Here is a 20,948-nt window from a genome sequence, read left to right on the forward strand (position 1 = left end):
CGGGGTCGTGCCGATCCTGCTGTCGGCCCTGGCGCTCGGCGCCGGGCAGGCCGTGATGCAGCCCGCGCTGGCCACGATGATCGTGTGGTGCTCGACCCCGTCCACCCGGACGCGGGCCTTCGCCCTCCAGTTCTTCATGCAGAACCTGGGGCTGGGCATCGGCGGTCTCATCGGTGGCCAGATCGTGGATGTCGGCCACCCGGACAGCTTCACCCTGCTCTTCGGCATCGAGGCCGTGATGTTCCTGGTGCTGGCGGGCGTGATCGCCACCGTGCGGATGCCGCACGCGCCGAGCATCAAGGACGCCGTGCCGAAGGACCCGGGGGCCGGGGGCGGCTGGAAGCGGATGCTGCGGCACAGGGCCATGGTCAAGCTGCTGGTGCTGGGCTTCGTGATCTTCTTCGCCTGTTACGGGCAGTTCGAGTCCGGGCTCGCCGCCTTCGGGACCGAGGCCGCCGGTATCTCCCCGTCGACCCTGGGCTTCGCGCTCGCCGCCAACACGGGGGCGATCGTCGTCGCGCAGTTCGTGGTGCTCAAGCTGGTCGAGAAGCGCCGCCGTTCCCGGGTCATCGCGCTGGTCGGTGTGATCTGGACCGGGGCCTGGGTCATCGCCGGGTTCTCGGGGCTGGGGCACGGCAGTGCGCTGATGGCAGCCGGTGCGTTCGTCGCGACGTACGCGCTCTTCGGCATCGGTGAGGCCATGCTGTCGCCGACGCTGGCGCCGCTGGTGGCGGATCTGGCGCCGGAGGGTTCCGTGGGTCAGTACAACTCGGCGTTCGCGCTGGTCAAGCAGATGGCGTTGGCGCTCGGGCCGCTGGGTGTACCGCTGGGTGCGGGCGTGCCGATGCTGTACATCGGGGTTTTCATCGCCGTCTCGCTCGGGATCGCGTGGCTGGCGCTGCGGATCGGCACGCAGCTGACTCCGGTGCAGGACAACCCGTCGCTGGCCAAGGTCGCGGTGCCGGCCGGGCCGGTCGTCGATCCGGTCGCCGTGCCGGTCGCCGTGCAGGTGTCCGAGCGCGTGACTGCGTAGGACGTGGTCGTAGAGGTAGACGTGGAGAAGTAGGGGAAGGGCCCGGTCCGTGGGGGACCGGGCCCTTTTCGTTCTGTGCGGTCGGCTGATGGCCGGCTGATGGCCGGCTATTTGTCCGGCAGGGCGAATTCGCACCAGACGGCCTTGCCGCCGCCGGGGGTGCGGCGGGTGCCCCAGCTGGAGGCGATCGTGGCGACGATGGAGATGCCGCGGCCGGTCTCGTCGCCCGGTTCGGCGCGGCGGCGGCGCGGGAGGTGGTCGTCGCCGTCGGTGACCTCGACGATCAGGCGGCGGTCGGTGCGGCGCAGCCGCAGGCGCATGGGTGGGGTTCCGTGCTGGAGGGAGTTGGCCACGAGTTCGCTGGCGGCCAGGACCCCGAGGTCGCACAGCTCGACGGGGAAGCGCCAGGAGGCCAGGACGCCCTGGGCGAAGGCGCGGGCGCGGGGGGCCGCCTCGACTCCGCCGAGCAGTTCGAGGGCGGCGTTGTGGAAGAGCTCGGCGTCCGCGCCGGTGCGGGCGGGCTGCTGGAGGACCATGACGGCGACGTCGTCGTCGTGGTCGGCGTCGACGCCGAGGGCGCGCATCAGGCGGTCGCAGATGACGGCCGGGGTGCCCTGGGCGCCGGAGAGGGCGCGTTCGAGGGCGGCGACGCCCTCGTCGATGTCCTCGCCGCGGCGTTCGACGAGGCCGTCGGTGTAGAGGACGGCGGTGGAGCCGGGGCCGAGCGCGATGGTGCCGGAGGTGTGCAGCCAGCCGCCGGTGCCGAGCGGCGGGCCGGTGGGGTCGGCGGCGCGGCGTACGGTGCCGTCCTCGTCGCGGACCAGGAGGGGGAGGTGGCCGGCGGAGGCGTAGGCGAGCAGGCCTTCGTTGGGGTCGTGGACGGCGTAGACGCAGGTGGCGATCTGGCTGGCGTCGATCTCGGCGGCGAGGCCGTCGAGGAGCTGGAGCACCTCGTGGGGCGGCAGGTCGAGGCGGGCGTAGGCGCGGACGGCGGTGCGCAGCTGGCCCATGACGGCTGCGGCGCGGACGCCGCGGCCCATGACGTCGCCGATGACGAGGGCGGTGCGGCCGGCGCCGAGGGTGATGACGTCGTACCAGTCGCCGCCGACGGCGGCTTCGGTGCCGCCGGGCTGGTAGGTGGCGGCGATGCGCAGGTCGTCGGGCTGTTCCAGTTCCTGGGGGAGGAGGGAGCGCTGGAGGGTGACGGCGGCCTCGCGCTGGCGTCGTTCGCTGGCGCGCAGGCGTTCGGCGGCTTCGGCGTGGTCGGTGACGTCGGCGAGGTGGACCAGGACACCGGTGTGGTGGGGGTCGGTTTCGCCGTCGGGGCCGGCTTTGGGGAAGGCGACGGGGGTGCAGGTGACGGTGTACGAGCTGGCGCCGCCCGGCGCGGAGCGGTTCTTGGCGGTACGGGGCTTGCCGCTGCGCTGGACCTGGTCGAGGAGCGGGAGCAGGCCGAGCTCGCCGAGTTCGGGGAGGGCGACGTGGGCGGGGGCGCCGGTGGTGCGGGCGCCGAAGCCGGTGGTGTAGGCGTCGTTGACGTAGGCGACGCGGTGTTCGGGGCCGTGGACCAGCGCGACGAGGGCGGGGAGCAGGCCGAGGACTTCCCGCGCGGAGAGTTCGTCGAGGGACGGCACGGCGGTGAGGGGGGCGGTTCCGGTACCGCGGACGGTGGGTTCGGCGGGGGCTCCGTCCGGGGGCGCAGGGGAGTGGGCGGCCGCGCCGCGGGCCGCCGGGACGGAGCCCTCACCCCGTTTGGCCTGGGCGGCGGCGTGTTCGGTCCGGGCGGCGGCGCGGCGCTGCGTTCCGGGGAACCGTGCGCTCCAGCGCGTGAAGTTCACTGCGTTCAAGCCTCGTGGTGTCGCAAGTGGTCGCTGTGTCTGCCCCGGCAACGGCCGGGGGCTGCCCCCAGGGTCGAGCGTTGGACGGTGTCACTCTGTGCAGGTGTGAGCCCACCTATGGTCACACGTCCAGTGTGGCCGAGCGCACTGACAGCGTCAGTCCCCTTTGTCCTTCGGGGGGTTGGCGGCGGGGCCGGGCGGGGGCGCGTGCCGGCCCTTGGGGGTGCCACCTGCGGCGAGTTCGAATTCCGCGCGGGGGTGTTCCAGGGAGCCGAGGGAGACGATCTCGCGTTTGAACAGGCCGGAGAGGGTCCATTCGGCGAGGACGCGCATCTTGCGGTTGAAGGTGGGGACGCGGCTGAGGTGGTAGGCGCGGTGCATGAACCAGGCGGGGTATCCCTTGAGCTTGCGGCCGTATACGAACGCGACGCCTTTGTGGAGGCCGAGGGAGGCGACGGAGCCGACGTACTTGTGTGCGTACTCGGTCAGGACTTCGCCGCGCAGTGCGGCGGTGAGGTTGTCCGCGAGGGCCCTGGCCTGGCGGACCGCGTGCTGTGCGTTGGGGGCGCAGTCGCGGCTGTGCTCGCCGGCGGTGATGTCGGGGACGGCGGCCGCGTCGCCGGCGGCCCAGGCGTTCTCGACGCCTTCGACGGTGAGGAAGGCGGTGCAGGCGAGGCGGCCGCGTTCGTTCTTGGGGAGGTCGGTGGCGGCGAGGATCGGGTGCGGTTTGACACCGGCGGTCCACACGACGGTGCGGGTGGGGAAGCGGGAACCGTCGCTGAGGACGGCGACGCGGTCCTCGCAGGATTCGAGGCGGGTTTCGAGGCGGACGTCGATGTTGCGTCTGCGCAGTTCACGGACCGTGTAGACGCCCATCTCGGTGCCGACTTCGGGGAGGATCCGGTCGCTGGCCTCGACCAGCACCCACTTCATGTCCTCGGGCTTGATGTTGTGGTAGTACCGGGCCGCGTAGCGGGCCATGTCCTCCAGTTCGCCGAGGGCCTCGACGCCTGCGTAGCCGCCGCCGACGAAGAGGAAGGTGAGGGCGGCGTCGCGGATCGCGGGATCGCGGGTGGAGGAGGCGATGTCCATCTGTTCGATGACGTGGTTGCGCAGGCCGATGGCTTCTTCGACGCTCTTGAAGCCGATGCCGTAGTCGGCGAGCCCCGGGATGGGGAGCGTGCGGGAGATGGAGCCGGGCGCGAGGACGAGTTCGTCGTACTCGATCTGCAGGGGGCCGGTTCCCTCGTCGGCGGTGGCGAGGGTCGACACGGTCGCGGTGCGCTTGGCGTGGTCGATGTGCTCGGCCTCGCCGATGACGATGCGGCACTTGTCCAGGACGCGGCGCAGCGGGACGACGACGTGGCGGGGGGAGATGGCGCCGGCCGCCGCTTCGGGGAGGAAGGGCTGGTACGTCATGTAGGGGTCCGGGGTGACCACCGTGACCTCGGCCTCGCCCGGTCTGAGCTTCCGCTGGAGCCGGAGGGCCGTGTACATGCCGACGTAGCCGCCGCCGACGACGAGGATGCGCGTGCGGGGCGGGGTGCCGGGTGCCGTGCCCGGGGAGTTAGCAGCCTTCACCATCCCATGACGCAACGTGGCTGGGAGTTTGTCCACAGGCTCTGCAAATTGTGTGACTGGGGGGAGGGGTGGGGCGGGGCTGTTGAGGCCTCCGGATCCGGGTGAAGCGCCGCAGGTCAGGCGGTACGGAGGGGGTGATTCCGGAGGCTTCTGGCGGAAAAGTGGGGGTGAATGCTCCGATCGGGCGGCGCTCCATGGGGGGCTGCCTCTTCTGAATTGACTCTGGCTCAACTATGTTCGTATCTCGTCGAGGAGCAGGACCGGGGCCCACTGACCGTGGCCCACCCTCGGCACGAAGGCGGGGAGTGTCTCCGGGGGGAGACAAATGATCACCGGGGGAAACATATGAACATGTCCGATTTCCATGGTTCTGCGACCGCTCTGTCGACCGACGGCGGCCGCGTGATGACCGGCGCGACGACGCACGGTGTGGGCCGTTCCACGCCCCTGCGCGTCGACGCCCAGCGCAACCTCGAACACGTCCTTCGCGCGGCGCGCGAGGTGTTCGGCGAGCTGGGCTACGGGGCGCCGATGGAAGACGTGGCGCGACGGGCGCGGGTCGGTGTCGGCACCGTGTACCGGCGTTTCCCGAGCAAGGACGTACTGGTCCGGCGGATAGCCGAGGAGGAGACCGCCCGGCTGACCGACCAGGCGAAGGCCGCGCTGGGACAGGAGGAGGAGCCGTGGCAGGCCCTCTCCCGCTTCCTGCGCACCTCGGTGGCCTCGGGGGCGGGGCGGCTGCTGCCGCCGCAGGTGCTACGGGTCGGCTCGGCCGAGGAGGACGGGGTCGAGGAGGCGGAGACCGCCCGCGTCCCGCACCAGCGCCAGGCCGTCGGGACCGGCGGCCCGGACCTGCGTGTCGTCGGTTCGCGCACCGCTCAGGACGAGCCGTCCGAGGACTCCGGGGCGGGCGCGCTGCTGGAGGTCGTGGGCCGGCTCGTGGACCGCGCCCGGGAGGCGGGTGAGCTGCGCGCCGATGTCACGGTGGCCGATGTGCTGCTGGTGATAGCCACCGCCGCTCCGGCGCTGCCGGACCCGGCGCACCAGGCCGCCGCTTCCTCGCGGCTGCTCGACATCCTGCTGGAGGGGCTGCGCTCGCGGACCGCGTGAGCGGGCGGCCGGGCGGCCCGTCACTCTGACGCCGGTCGCCCCGACGCCGGTCACTCGGTCGCCGGTCGCCCTGACGTCGGTCGCCTGACGTCGGCTCCGCGGGCGCCGGTCACTCGAACGTCAGCCACTCGAACGGGTGGGGCACCGTACGGTGATTCGCCGGATCGTCCCCGGATGAGTGGATGGTGCGCGCAGCGGCCCGGGGGTGTACCCGCCGTGTGCCACGCTGAATCGGTGTACCGGTTGAGTGTGGCGTGCGGGGGCTTCCGCGATGGGCGTTGACGGGCGGGGCGAGTCACTCGGTGACGCCGGTGGCAAGGCCGAGGTGGGCGGGTTGCCCGCCCGGCAGGTACCGGCGCAGCGCGACCCCGCCGGCCGGCACGCCGCCGGCGTGTCCGGTGCGGAACTTCCTCCGTCGGACGCCGACCTGGTGGCCCGGATGCGCGGCGGGAACGACAGTGCCTACGAGGAGCTGTACCGCCGGCACGCCGATGCCGTACGGCGCTACGCGCGCACCTGCTGCCGGGACGCGCACACCGCCGACGACCTGACCGCCGAGGTGTTCGCGCGGACGCTGCAGGCAGTACGGGGCGGGGCCGGGCCGGACCACTCGGTGCGGGCGTACCTGCTGACGACCGTGCGGCGGGTCGCCGCCGCCTGGGCGAAGACTGCCAGGCGGGAGCAGCTGGTCGAAGACTTCGCCGTGTTCGCGGAGCAGGCGGCGGCCGGTACGGAGAGCGGCGGGCTGGGCGGGCTGTCGGGGGACGACACCCTTGAGCTGGGCGCGGACGTGCGGGCCATGCACGAGGCGGAGCAGTCGCTGGCGATGCAGGCGTTCCGCAGCCTGCCCGAGCGGTGGCAGGCCGTGCTCTGGCACACCACCGTGGAGGAGTCCTCGCCGAGCGCGATCGCCCCGCTGTTCGGGTTGAGTGCCAACGCGACCGCGGTGCTGGCCAGCCGGGCGCGTGAGGGGCTCAAGCAGGCCTACCTCCAGGCGCACGTGAGCGCGGCGCTGGGTGAGGGCGGCGACTGCGCCCGGTACGCGGACCGGCTGGGCGCGTACGCGCGGGGCGGTCTGCGGATGCGGGCGGAGCGTGGGCTGCGGGGGCACTTGGAGGAGTGCGCCAAGTGCCGGCTGGCCGCGCGGGAGCTCAAGGACGTCAACGCGGGGATTCCCGCGCTGCTGCCGGTCGCGGTGATCGGGTGGTTCGCCGCCGGGTACGCGGCGAAGGCGGCGGGTGTGGTGGCCGGCGGGGCATTTGCCGCCGGTGGGGCCGGGGCCGCCGCCGCGGTGGCCGGGGGGACGGGTGCGGCGGCGGGGGCTTCGGGCGCCGGAGCTGCGGGAGCGGCCGGTTCGGCGGGCGCAGCAGGGGCGGGAGGGGCCGGGGCGGGGGGCGGGCCCGGAGGGGCGGTGCTCTCGGAAGGGCTGGGGATGCCCGCCAAGGCCGCCATCGCCGCGGGGCTCGCGGTGGCAGCGGCCGCGGGGGTGGTGTTCGCCCTCGTCGGGGACGATGCCGGGCAGCAGGCCGGGGCGCAGCCGGTGCCGGGGGTGGTGGCGCCGGTGCGGCCGCTGCCCGGGTCCGCCGCGCCGCCCGTGGCGGAGCCGGAGCCGCCGGAGGCGAAGTCGCCGGTGGTGGAGGCACCCGTACCCGTACCGCCGCGGCGCAGCAGTCCGGCTCCGTCCCGGACGCCGGTGTCCGCGCGGCCGGCCTCCCCGTCACCGCCTGCTTCGACGCCGCCTGCCCCCACCCGGCCCCCGAAGCCCGCGCCGAAGCCGCCGCAGGGGTTCCCGCTGGCCCGGCTGGAGCACTCCGCGTACGGGGAGCACGCCGGTCCCGAGCTGGAGACCTGGCGCAGCAGCTGGGTGTGGCAGCGCTGGGGGCTGGTGGTGGGCGGACAGCGGTTCGGGCAGGGGATCACGGTGAACTCCCGTTCCGCGGTGGAGATCGGCCTCAACCGGCAGTGCGGGGCCTTCTCGGCGCGGGTCGGGGTGGACGGCATGTCCCTGGTGACCGACGCCGAGGTGCGGTTCTCCGTGTACGGGGACGGCCGGCGGCTGTGGCAGTCGGGAGCCCTCGGGTACGACGACGCCCCGGTGCGGGTCGACGTGTCCCTGGCCGGGCACACGACGCTGCGGCTGGTGGTGGAGCGGGCCGGGCCGGGCCGCCTGCCGGCGCTCGTGAGCTGGGCCGACGCGGTGGTCAGCTGCGGGTGAGCAGCGCCGCGACCTCCTGCGGCGTCAGCGCGGCGCCCGCCGTCTCCTCCTCGCCGTAGCGGGCCGGCCCGAGCGCGGCGAGGTTGTCGCCCGGGAGCGCGTGCAGGGCGGCGGTCTCCGGGACCGACCGCGGGTAGCCCGCGCGCCAGGCGGTGGCGGCCGCGAGGACCCGGACGGATGCGGCGTGGTGCCCGGCCGAGGCCAGCATGACGGCCGCGGTCTCGGCGAGCGAGGCCAGTACGCGTTCGGCGCAGTGTGCGGTGACGGCCGCGTCCAGGGCCGGCCCGATACGGTCCAGTCCGGCCTGCGGGCCGTGCTCGCGGGCGGTCAGCATGGCCTCGACGTTGTCGAGTCCGGTGGTGAGCTGGGGGAGCGCCGAGGTCTTCGCGGCTTCGGCGCGGGCGAGCGCGATCAGGCTCCTGGCGTGGTCCTCCTGGCCGCGGAAGAGGGCGATCAGGGCGGTGAGGAGGTGGATGTAGGCCCGTACGTCGTGCATGGCCCCGTACCGCTCGACCTCCCCGGCGGCTTCGGTCAGCGCGCCCTCGGCGCTCACGAAGTCACCGGCGCAGAAGTCGCATTCGGCGAGCCGGGTGAGGACGAAGGGGACTTCGCTGTCCGCCCCGGCCTCGCGGGCGAGGTGCAGGCACTCCTCGTACGTGGTGCGGGCGAGGGCGTACTGACCTCGGGACAGCGCGAACTCACCGGTGACGCCCGCCACTTGGGAGCGGGTCCAACGGTCGCCGACGCGGCGGGCGATGTCGTGGAGCTCGGCGAGGTCGTTTTCGACGGTGGGCAGGCCGCCTGTGGTGTCGATGGCGAAATGGGCGCGGACCAGGAGGGTGACGCCCAATTCCCAGGGTGTGCCGTGACGGCGGCAGTTCTCCACGCTCTCGTCGAGATTGCGCAGGAAGTCGGTGGTGGGGCCGGTGAAGTGGGCCGTCATGGGCCAGAGCATGGCGGGGAAGCGGGTGGACTCCGGTCCGCCGTCCCGCAGGACGCCGGTGGTACGGGCGGCGCGGTCGGCGTATTCGGGGGTGTGGAACTCCTGCGGCGGGTGGCTCTCGGAGGTCAGGAACAGCTCGAGCATGGCGAGGCGGGCTCGGGCGCGGTACGCGGGAGAGCCCTCGGGCACGGCGGTTTCCGGGGTGAGGGCGAGCACCCGGGTGGCCCATTCGGCGCCTTCGGCGCGGTAGTGGCGCAGCCACCAGAACCAGGCGAGGGCGAAGGTGAGGCGCTGTGCGGTCTCGGCGTCGGCGGCGCCCACGGCGTGTTCGAGGGCGGCGCGCAGGTTGTCGAGCTCGGTCTCGATCCGCCGGATCCAGGGGATCTGGGCGGCGGAGCGCAGGTGCGGTTCGGCTTCTTCGGCGAGGGCGAGGAAACGGGCGGTGTGGCGGCGGGCGGTGGCCTCGGCGTCGCCGGGGGCGGCGAGGGCGCGTTCGGCGGCGTACTCGCGGATGGTTTCGAGCATGCGGTAGCGCATGCCGTCGGGGCCGGGTTCGGCGAGGACCAGGGACTTGTCCACGAGGGAACCGAGGGCGTCGGCCACGTCCAGGCCGGGCCCGGCGCAGACGGCCTCGGCCGCGGCGAGGTCGCAGCCGCCGGAGAAGACCGACAGGCGGCGCAGGACGGTGCGCTCGGGCTCCGTGAGGAGTTCCCAGGACCAGTCGACGACGGCGCGCAGGGTCTGCTGGCGGGGCAGGAGGGTGCGGCTGCCGCCGGTCAGGAGCCGGAAGCGGTCGTCCAGGCGGTCGGCGATCTGGCGCGGGGTGAGCAGGCGCAGGCGGGCGGCGGCGAGTTCGATGGCGAGGGGGAGGCCGTCGAGGCGGGCGCAGATCTCGGTGACGGCGTCCGGGTCGTCGGCGGGGTCGAAGCCGGGGCGCGCGGCGGTGGCGCGGTCGGCGAAGAGGCGGTGCGCGGGGGCGGGCGGCAGGGGTTCGAGGGGGCGCAGGGCCTCGCCGGGGACGCCGAGGGGTTCGCGGCTGGTGGCGAGGACGCGCAGGCCGGGGCAGTGGGTGAGGAGCCGGTCGGCGAGTTCGGCGGCGGCGTCGATGACGTGCTCGCAGTTGTCGAGGACGAGGAGCATGCGGCGCTCCGCGCAGTGCTCCACGAGGAGGGTGGCGGGGTCGGCGGAGGCGGTGCCCGTGTCGTGGGCGACCAGGGTGTTCTCGCGCAGGCCGAGGGCGCTGAGGACGGCTCCGGGTACGGCGGCGGGGTGGTCGAGGCGGGCGAGTTCGACGAGCCAGCCGGGTTCGGGGTGGGCGGCGGCGGCGTGCTCGGCGAGGCGGGTCTTTCCGGAACCACCGGGTCCGGTGAGGGTGACCAGGCGGAAGCGGGCCAGGTCGGTGCGGAGCGCGGCGAGTTCGGGTTCCCGACCGACGAAGGAGGTGAGGCGGGGGCGGAGGTTGCCGGTGGGGCGCCGCTGCGCGGGCGGGGGCGGGCTCAGGAGTTCGGCGTGCAGGGCGCGCAGTTCCGGGCCGGGGTCCGTACCGAGGCCTTCGGCGAGGGTGCGGCGGGTGTCCTCGTAGGCGGCGAGGGCCTCGGCGGGGCGGCCGGCGGCGCGCAGGGTGCGCAGGCGCAGGGCGTGGAGGGGTTCGTCGTACGGGTTCTCGTGGATCAGCGCCTCCAGTTCCGGGAGGAGCGTGGCCGGGGCGGGGGTGCCGGCGGCGAGGTCGGCGGCGATCCGGTCGCGGAGGGCGGCGACGCGCAGGGCCTCGGGGGCGGCGGCGTGGGAGGTACGGGCGGGTTCGGGGAGGTCGGCGAGGGCGGGGCCGCGCCAGAGGGCGAGGGCGGAGCGGAGGGTGGCGGCGGGGTCTTGGTGGCGGGCGGCTTCGCGGGTGAGGCGGGTGAAGCGGTGGAGGTCGACGTCGTCGCGGGTGGCGGCGAGGCGGTAGCCGCCGGTGGGGTCGGCGAGGACGGCGTCGCGGGAGCCGAGGGCGCGGCGGAGCCGGGAGACGAGGGCCTGGAGCGCGGCGGGGGCGTCTTGGGGCGGGTCGTCGCCCCAGACCTCGTCGACGAGGTCGGCGACCGGGGCGGCGGCGGGGGCGCCGGCGCGGAGGGCGAGGGCGGCGAGGAGGGCGCGCAGGCGGACGCCGCCGATGGGGAGGGGGGCGCCGGTCGCGTCGTGTGCCTCGGTGGGGCCGAGGATGAGGTACCGCACCGGGCAATTCTGCCTTGCCCCTGGCCGGGGTGGGTGGGGGTTTTTTGGGGGGCCGGGACGGGGTCGCGCCTGGCGGGCACAGGCGGCGGCGGGGCCGGGCCGGGGGTCGCGCCTGGCGGGCACAGGCGGCCGGGTCGGCTGCGGCGCCGCCCCGCGGAGCGGCCCCGGCTGCGCCGGGCTTTCTGGGGCTCCGCCCCAGGCCCCGCGCCTCAAACGCCGGCGGGGCTGAATGTGGTGGCCCGCGCCTCGAACGTCGGCGGGGCTGGATGTGGTGGCTCTGGTCTCAAACGCCGGCTGCATGTGGTGGCCCCGCGCCTCTGACGCGGGGGATGCGGTGGCCCCGCGCGATCGAACGCCGGCGGGCTGGATGTGGGGGCCCTGGTCGGACTTGGTGGGGTGGCGAGGGGGGGCGGCTGGTGGGGTTCCGGGCGGTCAGGAGAGGGCCGGGCGGCGGTCGGGGAGGCCGGTGGGGACGGCGCGGCGGCGGGGGGTGGAGGTGCCCGTCCAGCAGGTGCCGCGGCGGGCCAGGAGGCGGCGGAGCCACAGTTCCATCGAGACGAGTTCCGCCAGCCCGTCCAGCGGGACCGGCCGGCCGTCCGCCGCGTCGAGCAGGGCCTGCCGCACGACCCGGGCCTCGATCAGCCCGGCGTCGGCCAGCAACGGCGCGGTGAACAGGGACAGCAGTGAGGTCAGGGCCGCGCGCAGCCCCAACCGGGTCGCCGTCTCGTGGGGCTCGGGGGAACTCACCCCCCAGCCCGGCGGGAGTTCCCGTACCCCCGAGGCCGACAGCACGCTGCGCAGGATCGCCGCCCGGGCCCCGGGCTGCACCCGCAGGGACTCCGGCAGGGCGCGCGCGGCCCGTACGACCTGGTTGTCCAGGAACGGGGCGTGCAGGCGCTGGCTGCGGACCTCCACGGCCTGCTCGAAGACCCGGTGGTCGGCGGCGTGCCGGGTCAGGGCGGCGCGGGCGCGGGCCTCGCCGGGGCGCAGGGACAGCGGGGGCCGGCCCGCCGCGGTGGCGAGCCGGATCGATACTTCCGCCAGGGCCTCGCCGGTCAGCCAGCCCGCCGCCGGGCCCGGGCGGCACCAGGTCAGGGCGGCCAGCGAGGCGTCCACCGGCCCGGCGGCGGCCGCCGCGACGGCCCCTTCGCGCAGCCGGGCCGCGGCGGTTTCCATGCCCGCCCGGTATGACGTACGGGCGAGCCGTCGGGCCGCCGCGTACACGGTCAGCGGCACCAGCAGGGAGTGGGAGTCCGCGGACGCGGTGCGCGCCAGCGCGGCCACCGGGCGCAGCAGGTGGCGTCTGCGGCGGTCCATCAGGAGGTCGGCCAGCCGGGCGGGGTGCGCGTCGAGGACCTGGCGGGCGCCGTGGCCGGTGAAGTGGTCGGCTGAACCGGCCGCCAGCCGGCGCCGCTCGCGGGCGGCGAACACGAGCGAGGGACCCGGTTCGTCGGTCAGCGGCCCGTCGAGGTCCGCGTACGGGAGCGCTTCCTCGGCGGCGGCCACGACGACGTGGTGCAGCCGGGGATCGGTCGCGAGGGCGTGGGCCCGTTCCAGTTCGGCCTCGCGCCCCTGGGGCGTGGCGAGGTCGTTGAAGGTGACGGCGAGGAGCCGTGAGCCGGATCCGGGCAGGGTCCCCGGTACGCCGGGCAGGCCCGCCGCGAGCAGGGCCAGCGTCGCGGAGGCGCTGCCGCCGGAGAGGTCGGAGCCCACTCCGGGCACCGGGGCGGGGGCTCCGCGCGCCGCGCGCCGGTCGGCGGGGCCCATTCCCGGTACCGGTCCGGGGTCGGGGACCAGGGCGTCGGGGGCATGCCGGGGAGCCGTGAGCCGGGCGCGCACCGCGTCGACCAGTGCTTCCCGTACGCCCTCCACCGCCCGCTCGGGGTCGGCTTCCGGGGCGGCGACCGCGAGGGAGGCGACCGGTTCGTAGCCGGTGATTTCCCGGGAGCCCTCGCGCAGGATCAGCGTGTGGCCGGGCGGGATGCGCCGGACGCCGACGTACGGTGTGCCGTCGCCCAGTGCCTCCGGGCTGTCGGGGCAGGCCAGGAGGGCGGCGAGGTGGCCGATGTCGAGCTGCGCCTCGATGAGGTCGGCGAGCGGGAGCGCGGCGGTGGCGTAGGCGGTGCCGCCCGCCCAGGGCGTGTAGAAGACGGGCCGGGCGCCGGCGAGGTCGCCGAGGACGGTGATGCGGCGGCCGGCCTGGACGACGGCGGTGTAGCTGCCGGACCACTGGGTGAGGTGGCGCAGCGCCCCGCCGCGGGCGGCGTACAGCGCGCGGCGCAGTTCGGCGTCGGTGGCGCCGCAGCAGCCGAGGACGGCGAGCCGGGTGAAGGGGTCGGCGGGGTCGGCGGTGATGGTGCGGATCTCGTCGGGGCGCCAGTCGCCGACGGCCCAGAGCGGGTCGGGGTCGCCCCACAGGAGTTGCGCCCCGACGGGGTGCACCGTGCGCTCGGCGTCCTGGGCGGCCGGGTCGTCGGGGTAGGCGGCGTCCGCGAGGCCGCCGCGGGGGGTGTCCGAGTAAGGGGTCCCGGCGGTGGAGTCGTACGCGGTGGAGGTGTGGGCCGTCGATCCGTACGGGGACCCGCCCGCGGCCCCGTATGTGGACGCGGAGCCGGAAACGCCCTGGCCGGAGACCCTTCCGGCCGTGCCGAAGCTCGCGGCGATACTGCTCCACCCGACCAACCAGCGCACCGCCGCCGCCTCCCCAGCCTGTGGGCAAATGACCGGGGCACGGGCAGTGCGGTCGGCATGCGGGCGCGACCGTCCGGGGCCCCGGGTGGCTCGGGGTCCATGCTGCCACGAGAGAGGGCATGCGAGAGGGGTTCGGGGGGCGCACATGCAGACGAACACGCCCCCGACACACGGTATTTGGCGTTCCGTTCCCACCGCCCCATAGGTCGCTTTCAGCCATTCTTCGGCCGTACTGAGGGTCGGTGACGGCCCGCGACAGCCCCTCGGGGCCGCCGGCGGGGCGCGGCCCGAGGGGCGTGAACCACCCCCCGGACCGTTCCGCCACCCGCGGGGATTGAGGCAGCGGCATCCCCCGGCCCGCCCGGCTCCCACGGGATCCGCGCGACGGGCCGACCCACGCACCGCACATCGAATCGCCGGGCCCGGCGGGCGGCCAGAGCGCACGGCCGGGCGCACGGCACCACGGGCGGAGCACGCGCTGACACGTGCGCCCCGGGCGCGGGACCCTCCCGACTGTGCGTACGGACAACAATCTCGCCATACGGAAGTCGAGGCCTTAACGCTTGGGAGGCGGGGAACTACGCTGGGTTTACGAAATGCCGGGCGCCTATGCCCCGGCGGCGTCTGCGTTCCGCGTGTGACGAGGGGTGGCGCATGTCCAGGGAGCTCCGCGAGCCCAATGAGAAGCTCGGCGCCGTGCTCGCCCTGGCGGGCATCAGCAACGCCGGGCTGGCCCGGCGGGTGAACGACCTCGGCGCGCAGCGCGGCCTGACGCTCCGGTACGACAAGACGTCGGTGGCCCGGTGGGTGTCGAAGGGGATGGTGCCGCAGGGCGCGGCGCCCCATCTGATCGCCGCGGCCATCGGGGCGAAGCTGGGGCGTCCGGTGCCGTTGCACGAGATCGGCCTGGCGGACGCGGACCCGGCGCCGGAGGTCGGACTGTCGTTCCCGCGCGAAGTGGGGGCGGCGGTGCGGTCGGCCACCGATCTGTACCGGCTGGACCTGGCGGGGCGGCGCGGGGGCGGCGGGATCTGGCAGTCGCTGGCCGGTTCGTTCGCCGTGTCGGCGTACGCGACGCCGGCCTCGCGCTGGCTGATATCGCCCGCCGACAGTTCCGTGGCGCGCGAGCCGGGCGGGGCGGGGGTGGCGCGGGAGGCGGCGGAGGCCGCCGTGGCGGCCGGCCCCGCGGCGCCGGCCCGGCAGAGCCCGGGCACCGCACACTCCCCGCGGGAACCGGGCGCCGGGGCGGGCGGCACGGCGGGTACGGGAGCCCCGGCCCCGAACGCGGTACCCCCGAACGCGCCGACGCCGGGCACCGCGACGCCGGGCGTGCCGGTGCCCGGCGTGCCGACGCCGGGCACCGCGACGCCGGGCGTGCCGGTGCCCGGCGTGCCGACGCCGGGCACCACGACGCCGGGCACCACGACGGCGGCCGGCGGCATCCCGGACGCCTCCCCGCAGCGCGTCGGGCACAGCGACGTGGCCAAGCTGCGCGAGGCCGCCGAGGACGCCCGCCGCTGGGACTCCAAGTACGGCGGCGGCGACTGGCGTTCCTCGATGGTGCCGGAGTGCCTGCGCGTGGACGCCGCGCCGCTGCTGCTGGGCTCCTATACGGACGAGGTGGGCCGCGCGCTGTTCGGTGCGACCGCCGAGCTGACCCGGCTGGCCGGGTGGATGGCGTTCGACACCGGCCAGCAGGAGGCCGCCCAGCGCTACTACATCCAGGCGCTGCGGCTGGCCCGCGCGGCCGCCGACGTGCCGCTCGGCGGGTACGTCCTCGCCTCGATGTCCCTCCAGGCCACCTACCGGGACCACCCCGACGAAGGCGTGGACCTCGCGCAGGCGGCGGTGGAACGCAACCGCGGGCTGGCCACCGCCCGCACCATGAGCTTCTTCCGGCTCGTGGAGGCCCGGGCGCACGCGAAGGCGGGTGATTCGGCGGCCGCCGGGTCCGCGCTGCGGGCGGCCGAGGGGTGGCTGGAGCGTGCCCGGGACGGCGACCCGGACCCCACCTGGCTGGGTTTCTACTCGTACGACCGTTTCGCGGCGGATGCGGCGGAATGCTACCGGGACCTCAAACTCCCCCGGCAGGTGCGCCGCTTCACCGAGCAGGCCCTGTCCCGCCCCACGGAGGAGTACGTGCGCTCCCACGGGCTGCGCCTGGTGGTGAGCGCGGTCGCCGAGCTGGAGTCGGGCAACCTCGACGCGGCGTGCGCGGCGGGCACCCGGGCGGTGGAGGTCGCGGGCCGGATCTCCTCGGCCCGGACGAACGAGTACGTACGGGACCTGCTGCACCGGCTGGAACCGTACGGGGACGAACCGCGCGTCGCGGAGCTGCGCGAACGGGCCCGGCCGCTGCTGGTGACACCCGCGTAGCCGCGCTGTCGGTGGCGGGGTGCAGTATGCAGGGGTGGGAGGTGTCGGCTTGGGCGGCGGCGTGGGCATGGGCGTGGGCGTGGACTGTGACGTGCTGGTGATCGGCGGCGGGATCGTCGGTCTGTCGACAGCGCATGCCTTGTCGCGCCTGGCTCCGGGCACCCGGGTGACCGTCCTGGAGAAGGAAGCCGGCCCCGCCCGGCACCAGACGGGCCGCAACAGCGGCGTGATCCACAGCGGCATCTACTACCGCCCGGGCTCGTTGAAGGCGCGATTCGCGGTGCGCGGGGCGGCCGAGATGGTCAAGTTCTGCGCGGAGTACGGCATCGCGCACGAGGTGACCGGGAAGCTGATCGTCGCCACCGAGCGGGAGGAGCTGCCGCGGCTGCACGCGCTGGTGCAGCGGGGTCGCGAAAACGGCATCCCGGTGCGGGAGCTGGGCCCGGCGCAGATCGCGGAGTACGAGCCGGAGGTACGCGGCCTGGCCGCGATCCACGTCGGCACGACCGGGATCGTGGGCTACGGGCAGGTCACGGCGCAGCTCGCGGAGTCCTCGGGTGCGCAGATCGTCTACGGCGGGGCGGTGGACCTGATCTCGCGCCGCCCGGCCGGCGTCGCGGTCCGTACGACGGCCGGCGCGGTGGTGCGCTCCCGGGTGCTGGTGAACTGCGCGGGCCTGCAGTGCGACCGGATCGCCCGGCTGGCCGGCGACGAACCCGGGATGCGGATCATCCCGTTCCGGGGCGAGTACTACGACCTGGCCCGGCCATCGCTGGTGCGCGGCCTGGTCTACCCGGTGCCGGATCCGGCGTTCCCGTTCCTCGGGGTGCACCTGACCCGGGGCATCGGGGGCGGGGTCCACGTCGGGCCGAACGCGGTGCCGGCCCTCGCGCGGGAGGGGTACGGCTGGGGCACGGCCTCGCCGCGGGACCTCGCCGACGAGCTGGCCTGGCCGGGGTCCTGGCGGATGGCCGCGCGGCACTGGCGGTACGGAGCAGGGGAGATCCGCCGCTCCCTGTCGAAGCGGGCCTTCACCGAGGCGGTACGGCGCCTGCTGCCGGAGGTCTCCTCGGCGGACCTGGTCCCGGCGGCGGCCGGGGTGCGGGCGCAGGCCGTCCTGCGGGACGGGACGCTGGTGGACGACTTCCTGATCCGGGAGGCGCCCCGCACGGTGCACGTCCTGAACGCACCCTCACCGGCGGCGACCGCGTCCCTGCCGATCGGGCGCGAGGTCGCCCGCCGCGCCCTGGCGGCCCTCGCGGCGGTCTGACCCGCGGCAGCGGCCCGGCACGCCTGACGCCGCACGCCCGACCACCCCCGACCCGGCACACCCGACCCCGCACGCCTCATCACGCCTCACCACGCCTGACGTCGCTCGACGGGAGCGGTCGCCCGCCGACGCGGAGCGGGCTCGTGCCCGGGTCGTAGAATCGGCACATTGTGTCTGAGTCCCTGAACCCCCAGCCGCCGAGCGCCAGCGCCCCCGCAGAGGGCGCCGCCTCGTACACGCCCCCGAAGTGGCGCACCGAGCCCCGCTTCCCCGACGGGCCCGCCCCCGACCCGGCCGGCTCGCACCACGAGCGCCGCATCCGCAGCTTCCAGCCGCGGCGCAGCCGGGTGACCACCGGTCAGGGCGAGGCCTTGAAGCGGCTCTGGGGCACTTGGGGCCTGGACATCGACGGCCACGAGGTCATCGACCTCAAGGCCATGTTCGACGGCCTCCCGGTCGTCCTGGAGATCGGCTTCGGCATGGGCGAGGCCACCGCCCAGATGGCCGCCGCCGACCCGGACACCGGCATCCTCGCCGCCGACGTTCACACCCCCGGCCAGGGCAACCTCCTCGCGCTGGCCGAGCGGAACGGGCTGACCAACGTCCGCGTGGCCAACGGCGACGCCATCATCCTGCTCCGCGAGATGCTGCCGCCGGACTCCCTCGCCGGGCTGCGCGTCTACTTCCCCGACCCCTGGCCCAAGGCCCGCCACCACAAGCGGCGCCTGATCCAGCCGGAGTTCCTCGACCTGGCCGCCACCCGCCTGGCCCCGGGCGCCATCCTGCACTGCGCGACCGACTGGGAGCCGTACGCCGAGCAGATGCTCGAAGTGCTCAGCGCGCACCCGCGGTTCGAAAACACGCAGCCCGAGGGCGGTTTCGCGCCCCGCCCCGACTTCCGCCCCCTGACCCGCTTCGAGGGCCAGGGCCTCGACAAGGGGCACGTCGTACACGACTTGCTCTTCCGTCGCACGGAGAACTGAGCGACAACCGACCGAACGGGAAACGTCACTCCCCGTGTCAGAGCGGCTCGCTAGGGTGATGACGTGGTGTACCGAGCGCTCTCAGGTGTGCTCGCACGTCCGTCGGACCCGGTCCGGACGCGCGTGCTCGTCGTCCTGCTCGCCGCGCCCGGCGTCGCGATCCTCGAACTCGTACGGCAGCAGACCGGCACGGCCGGCTTCTGCGTGGGGCTCGCACTGGCCGTGCTGCCGGTGCCGCCGCTCATGGCGGCGTTCCGGTGGCTCGGCCGCGCCGCGCCGGGCCCCTGGCGGCAGTTGCTGCTCTGCTGCGGCTGGGGAGCCTGCGCCGCGGCGCTGATGGCCATACTGGCCAACAGCTTCGCCACCCAGTGGATAGCCGCGGCCACCGCCGACCCCTCCGATGCCGACCAGCTCGGCTCGGTGGTGATCGCCCCCGTGGTCGAGGAAAGCGCCAAAGCGGCGGCCCTGCTGCTGGTCTTCGTGTTCAGGAGACGACGGCTGGCCGGGCCCGCCGACGGCTTCGTCATCGCCGGTTTCACCGCCACCGGCTTCGCCTTCACCGAGAACATCCTCTACTTGGGCAACGCCTTCGACGAGGACCTGGCCGACGGTACCGGCGTGCTCGACTCCGTCACGGCGGCGACCTTCTTCGTACGGATAGTGCTCTCGCCGTTCGCGCACCCGCTGTTCACGGTGCTCACCGGACTCGGTTTCGGGCTGGCCGCGCTCAGCCGCCGCAGGCGCGGCCGGATCGGCCTGCCGCTGCTCGGACTGGCCGCCGCCATGGGCCTGCACGCGTTGTGGAACAGCTCCTCCCGCTACGGGGAGTACGGGTTCTACGTGGTCTACGGCTGCGTGATGGTCCCGGCGTTCGGCCTGCTGCTGTGGCTGGCCGTGCGGATACGGCAGCGCCGGCTGCGGGCCGTCGCCGCCGAGCTGGCGGTGTACGCGGCCGCGGGCTGGCTCGGTCCGGCGGAGGTCCCGGCCCTGGCTTCGATCCCGGCCCGCTCGCTGGCGCGTTCCCTGGCCCGGCGCACCGGTGGCCGGGCCGCGGGCAGAGCCGTCGCCCTGTACGAGGCGGACGCGGCCGCCCTGGCCCTCCTGCGCCACCTCGCCCGCCGCGGCGGCCCCGTCCGGGAGCGTGACTTCGTGCTGCACGAGCGGGAGTTGCTGCGCGGCCTGTGGCTGCGCCGGGCGACCGCGGGGCCCGCCCTCTCCCGGGCGGCGGTGATGGAGGAACTCCTGCCGCCGTGGTTCGACCCCGTCCCGGTACCGGCCCGTCCGGGCGTCGTACCGAGCCCCAGGCCGGCGCAGGCCAGGTCCCCGGGCGCCGGCACCCCGGACACCCGGACGGTGTCTAGACGTTCAGGCCCTTGTCGGTCAGCCACGCCAGCGGGTCCATGGTGGAGCCGCCCCGGCGTACTTCCAGGTGGAGATGGGCGCCGGTGACGTTGCCGGTCGCACCGACCCGGCCGATGGTGTCACCCGCACCGACCGGGCCGGAGGTCACCGACATCGAGGACAGGTGGCAGTACCAGATCTCCGTGCCGTCATCGAGGCGGAGCACGATCCGGTAGCCGTACGCGCCGGACCAGCCCGCGGAGATGACGGTCCCGCCGCCCACGGCCTTGACGGGGGTGCCGGTCGGTGCGGCGAAGTCGAGGCCGGTGTGGTGGCCGGAGGACCACATGGAGCCGGAGTCGCCGTAGTGGGAGGTGAGGGTGTAGGCGGAGGTCGGCAGGGCGTAGACCCCGGCGGCCTTCGCCGCCGCGCCGCCCGCGCGGGCCGCTCCGGCTTCGGCCCCGGCCGCCTCCTGCGCGGCGGCAGCCTTCTCCGCGGCCGCCTTCCGGGCCGTTTCCTTCTCCGCCGCCGCCCGCGCTTCCGCCGCCGCCCGGGCCTCGTCGGCCGCCTTCTGGGCCGCCTCCCGCTGCGCCTTGGCCTCCTGGGCGGCCGCCTCGCGCGCCACCCGCTCGGCTTCCGCCCGCGCCTGGTTCTCGGCGGCGTCCTGCTGCGACTCGGCCTGCTGGAGGATCCGGTGGCGCAGCGCCTCGCCGGCGTCGGCGTGCCCGAGACCCTGCGCCGCGGCCGGCGCGTCCGCCACGGCGGCGTGGCCTCCGCCCTGTCCGCTACCGCCGCCGCCCAGCAGATCCGGCAACGAGGGCAGGGACACGGCGGCTTGGGGCCGGTCCTGAGCGGTGGCCATGCCGCCCGCGCCGACCGCCGCTATGACGCCGACGCCGAGCACGGTCGAGCTGCGGGCCAGTCCGCCGCGCGGCTTGGCCACCCGGTGCTTGCCGCGGACCGGGCGGGCCGAGTCCTCGGTCGGGTTCCACTCGCCCCAGGCGCCGGCGGTGGGCGTCTCCTGGATGTCGGTGCCTTCGTGGGCAGGCGAGTTGGAGGCCACGGGGGCACACTCCTCATGAGCGGGAACGCGCACGGCGCCGTCTCTTGCGACGGCTGGGACGACCGCGCTGCGTTATCGAACGGTAATAGACTCGGGGGAGTGATTCCAAGCTGTAGCGATTGATCGTTAATCCCAATCGGCCACCCCCCGCACGGCTTTGGCCTGGACATTAAACCCAATAATGATCATCTCGGGCAAATTTCGGGACAGGGGCAGTCACTTCACGCCACAGCGGCCGAACGGCGCCCCACGCGGAGCCCTCACGCAAGGACGCCGGTCCCCTACGGAGA

General features: G+C 74.9%; 12 protein-coding genes (1 of these 12 running past the window's edge). 7 read left to right on the forward strand and 5 right to left on the reverse strand.

Features of this window, described 5'->3' with window-relative positions; translation table 11 throughout:
- Positions 1-1,033, forward strand: partial view of an MFS transporter gene (locus tag OG861_RS14875; protein WP_329202341.1) — the 3' portion only. Its footprint begins 269 nt before the window's first position; only the last 1,033 of its 1,302 coding nucleotides appear in the window; the start codon falls outside the window, past its left edge; its stop codon occupies positions 1,031-1,033.
- A gap of 107 nt (positions 1,034-1,140) precedes the next feature.
- Here OG861_RS14875 and OG861_RS14880 read toward each other — a convergent pair whose 3' ends face one another.
- Both OG861_RS14880 and OG861_RS14885 read right to left on the reverse strand, forming a co-directional pair.
- Positions 1,141-2,871: an ATP-binding SpoIIE family protein phosphatase gene (locus tag OG861_RS14880; protein ID WP_329202339.1), complete on the reverse strand. Its 1,731-nt coding sequence runs from the start codon at positions 2,869-2,871 to the stop codon at positions 1,141-1,143.
- 156 nt (positions 2,872-3,027) lie between these two features.
- Positions 3,028-4,455, reverse strand: a complete 1,428-nt coding sequence (locus OG861_RS14885) for an NAD(P)/FAD-dependent oxidoreductase (protein ID WP_329196937.1) — start codon at positions 4,453-4,455, stop codon at positions 3,028-3,030.
- A gap of 342 nt (positions 4,456-4,797) precedes the next feature.
- On the opposite strand from OG861_RS14885, the gene OG861_RS14890 reads away from it, so the two are divergent.
- Positions 4,798-5,562, forward strand: a complete 765-nt coding sequence (locus tag OG861_RS14890; RefSeq protein WP_329196936.1) for a TetR/AcrR family transcriptional regulator — start codon at positions 4,798-4,800, stop codon at positions 5,560-5,562.
- 271 nt (positions 5,563-5,833) lie between these two features.
- Positions 5,834-7,777, forward strand: coding sequence for a sigma-70 family RNA polymerase sigma factor (locus tag OG861_RS14895; RefSeq protein ID WP_329196934.1), 1,944 nt, complete (start codon positions 5,834-5,836; stop codon positions 7,775-7,777).
- On the opposite strand, the gene OG861_RS14900 is transcribed toward OG861_RS14895, so the two are convergent.
- Complete coding sequence (locus tag OG861_RS14900) at positions 7,764-10,934, reverse strand: BTAD domain-containing putative transcriptional regulator (RefSeq protein ID WP_329196932.1); 3,171 nt, start codon at positions 10,932-10,934, stop codon at positions 7,764-7,766. The genes OG861_RS14895 and OG861_RS14900 overlap by 14 nt on opposite strands.
- Positions 10,935-11,366: 432 nt before the next feature.
- Positions 11,367-13,625, reverse strand: a complete 2,259-nt coding sequence (locus OG861_RS14905) for an asparagine synthase-related protein (RefSeq protein WP_329196929.1) — start codon at positions 13,623-13,625, stop codon at positions 11,367-11,369.
- Between the two features lie 654 nt (positions 13,626-14,279).
- Between OG861_RS14905 and OG861_RS14910 the strand changes: the two genes are divergently transcribed.
- The 4 genes from OG861_RS14910 (at position 14,280) to OG861_RS14925 (ending at position 19,703) form a co-directional block, all read left to right on the forward strand.
- On the forward strand, positions 14,280-16,001 hold the full coding sequence (locus tag OG861_RS14910) for a sporulation protein (RefSeq protein ID WP_330261726.1): 1,722 nt from the start codon (positions 14,280-14,282) through the stop codon (positions 15,999-16,001).
- A gap of 67 nt (positions 16,002-16,068) precedes the next feature.
- Complete coding sequence (gene lhgO, locus OG861_RS14915) at positions 16,069-17,271, forward strand: L-2-hydroxyglutarate oxidase (protein ID WP_329202337.1); 1,203 nt, start codon at positions 16,069-16,071, stop codon at positions 17,269-17,271.
- A 170-nt stretch (positions 17,272-17,441) separates the two neighbouring features.
- Positions 17,442-18,254: a tRNA (guanosine(46)-N7)-methyltransferase TrmB gene (gene trmB, locus OG861_RS14920; RefSeq protein ID WP_443056564.1), complete on the forward strand. Its 813-nt coding sequence runs from the start codon at positions 17,442-17,444 to the stop codon at positions 18,252-18,254.
- 87 nt (positions 18,255-18,341) lie between these two features.
- Positions 18,342-19,703 carry a PrsW family intramembrane metalloprotease gene (locus OG861_RS14925; RefSeq protein ID WP_330261727.1) on the forward strand — a complete coding sequence of 454 codons (1,362 nt, stop codon included), beginning with the start codon at positions 18,342-18,344 and terminating at the stop codon, positions 19,701-19,703.
- Here the strand turns inward: OG861_RS14925 and OG861_RS14930 are convergent.
- Complete coding sequence (locus OG861_RS14930) at positions 19,612-20,658, reverse strand: M23 family metallopeptidase (RefSeq protein WP_443056563.1); 1,047 nt, start codon at positions 20,656-20,658, stop codon at positions 19,612-19,614. The two genes, OG861_RS14925 and OG861_RS14930, sit on opposite strands and share 92 nt — an antisense overlap.
- Positions 20,659-20,948: the final 290 nt, after the last annotated feature.

The sequence above is a fragment of the Streptomyces sp. NBC_00539 genome, from assembly GCF_036346105.1.
Lineage (GTDB): Bacteria > Actinomycetota > Actinomycetes > Streptomycetales > Streptomycetaceae > Streptomyces.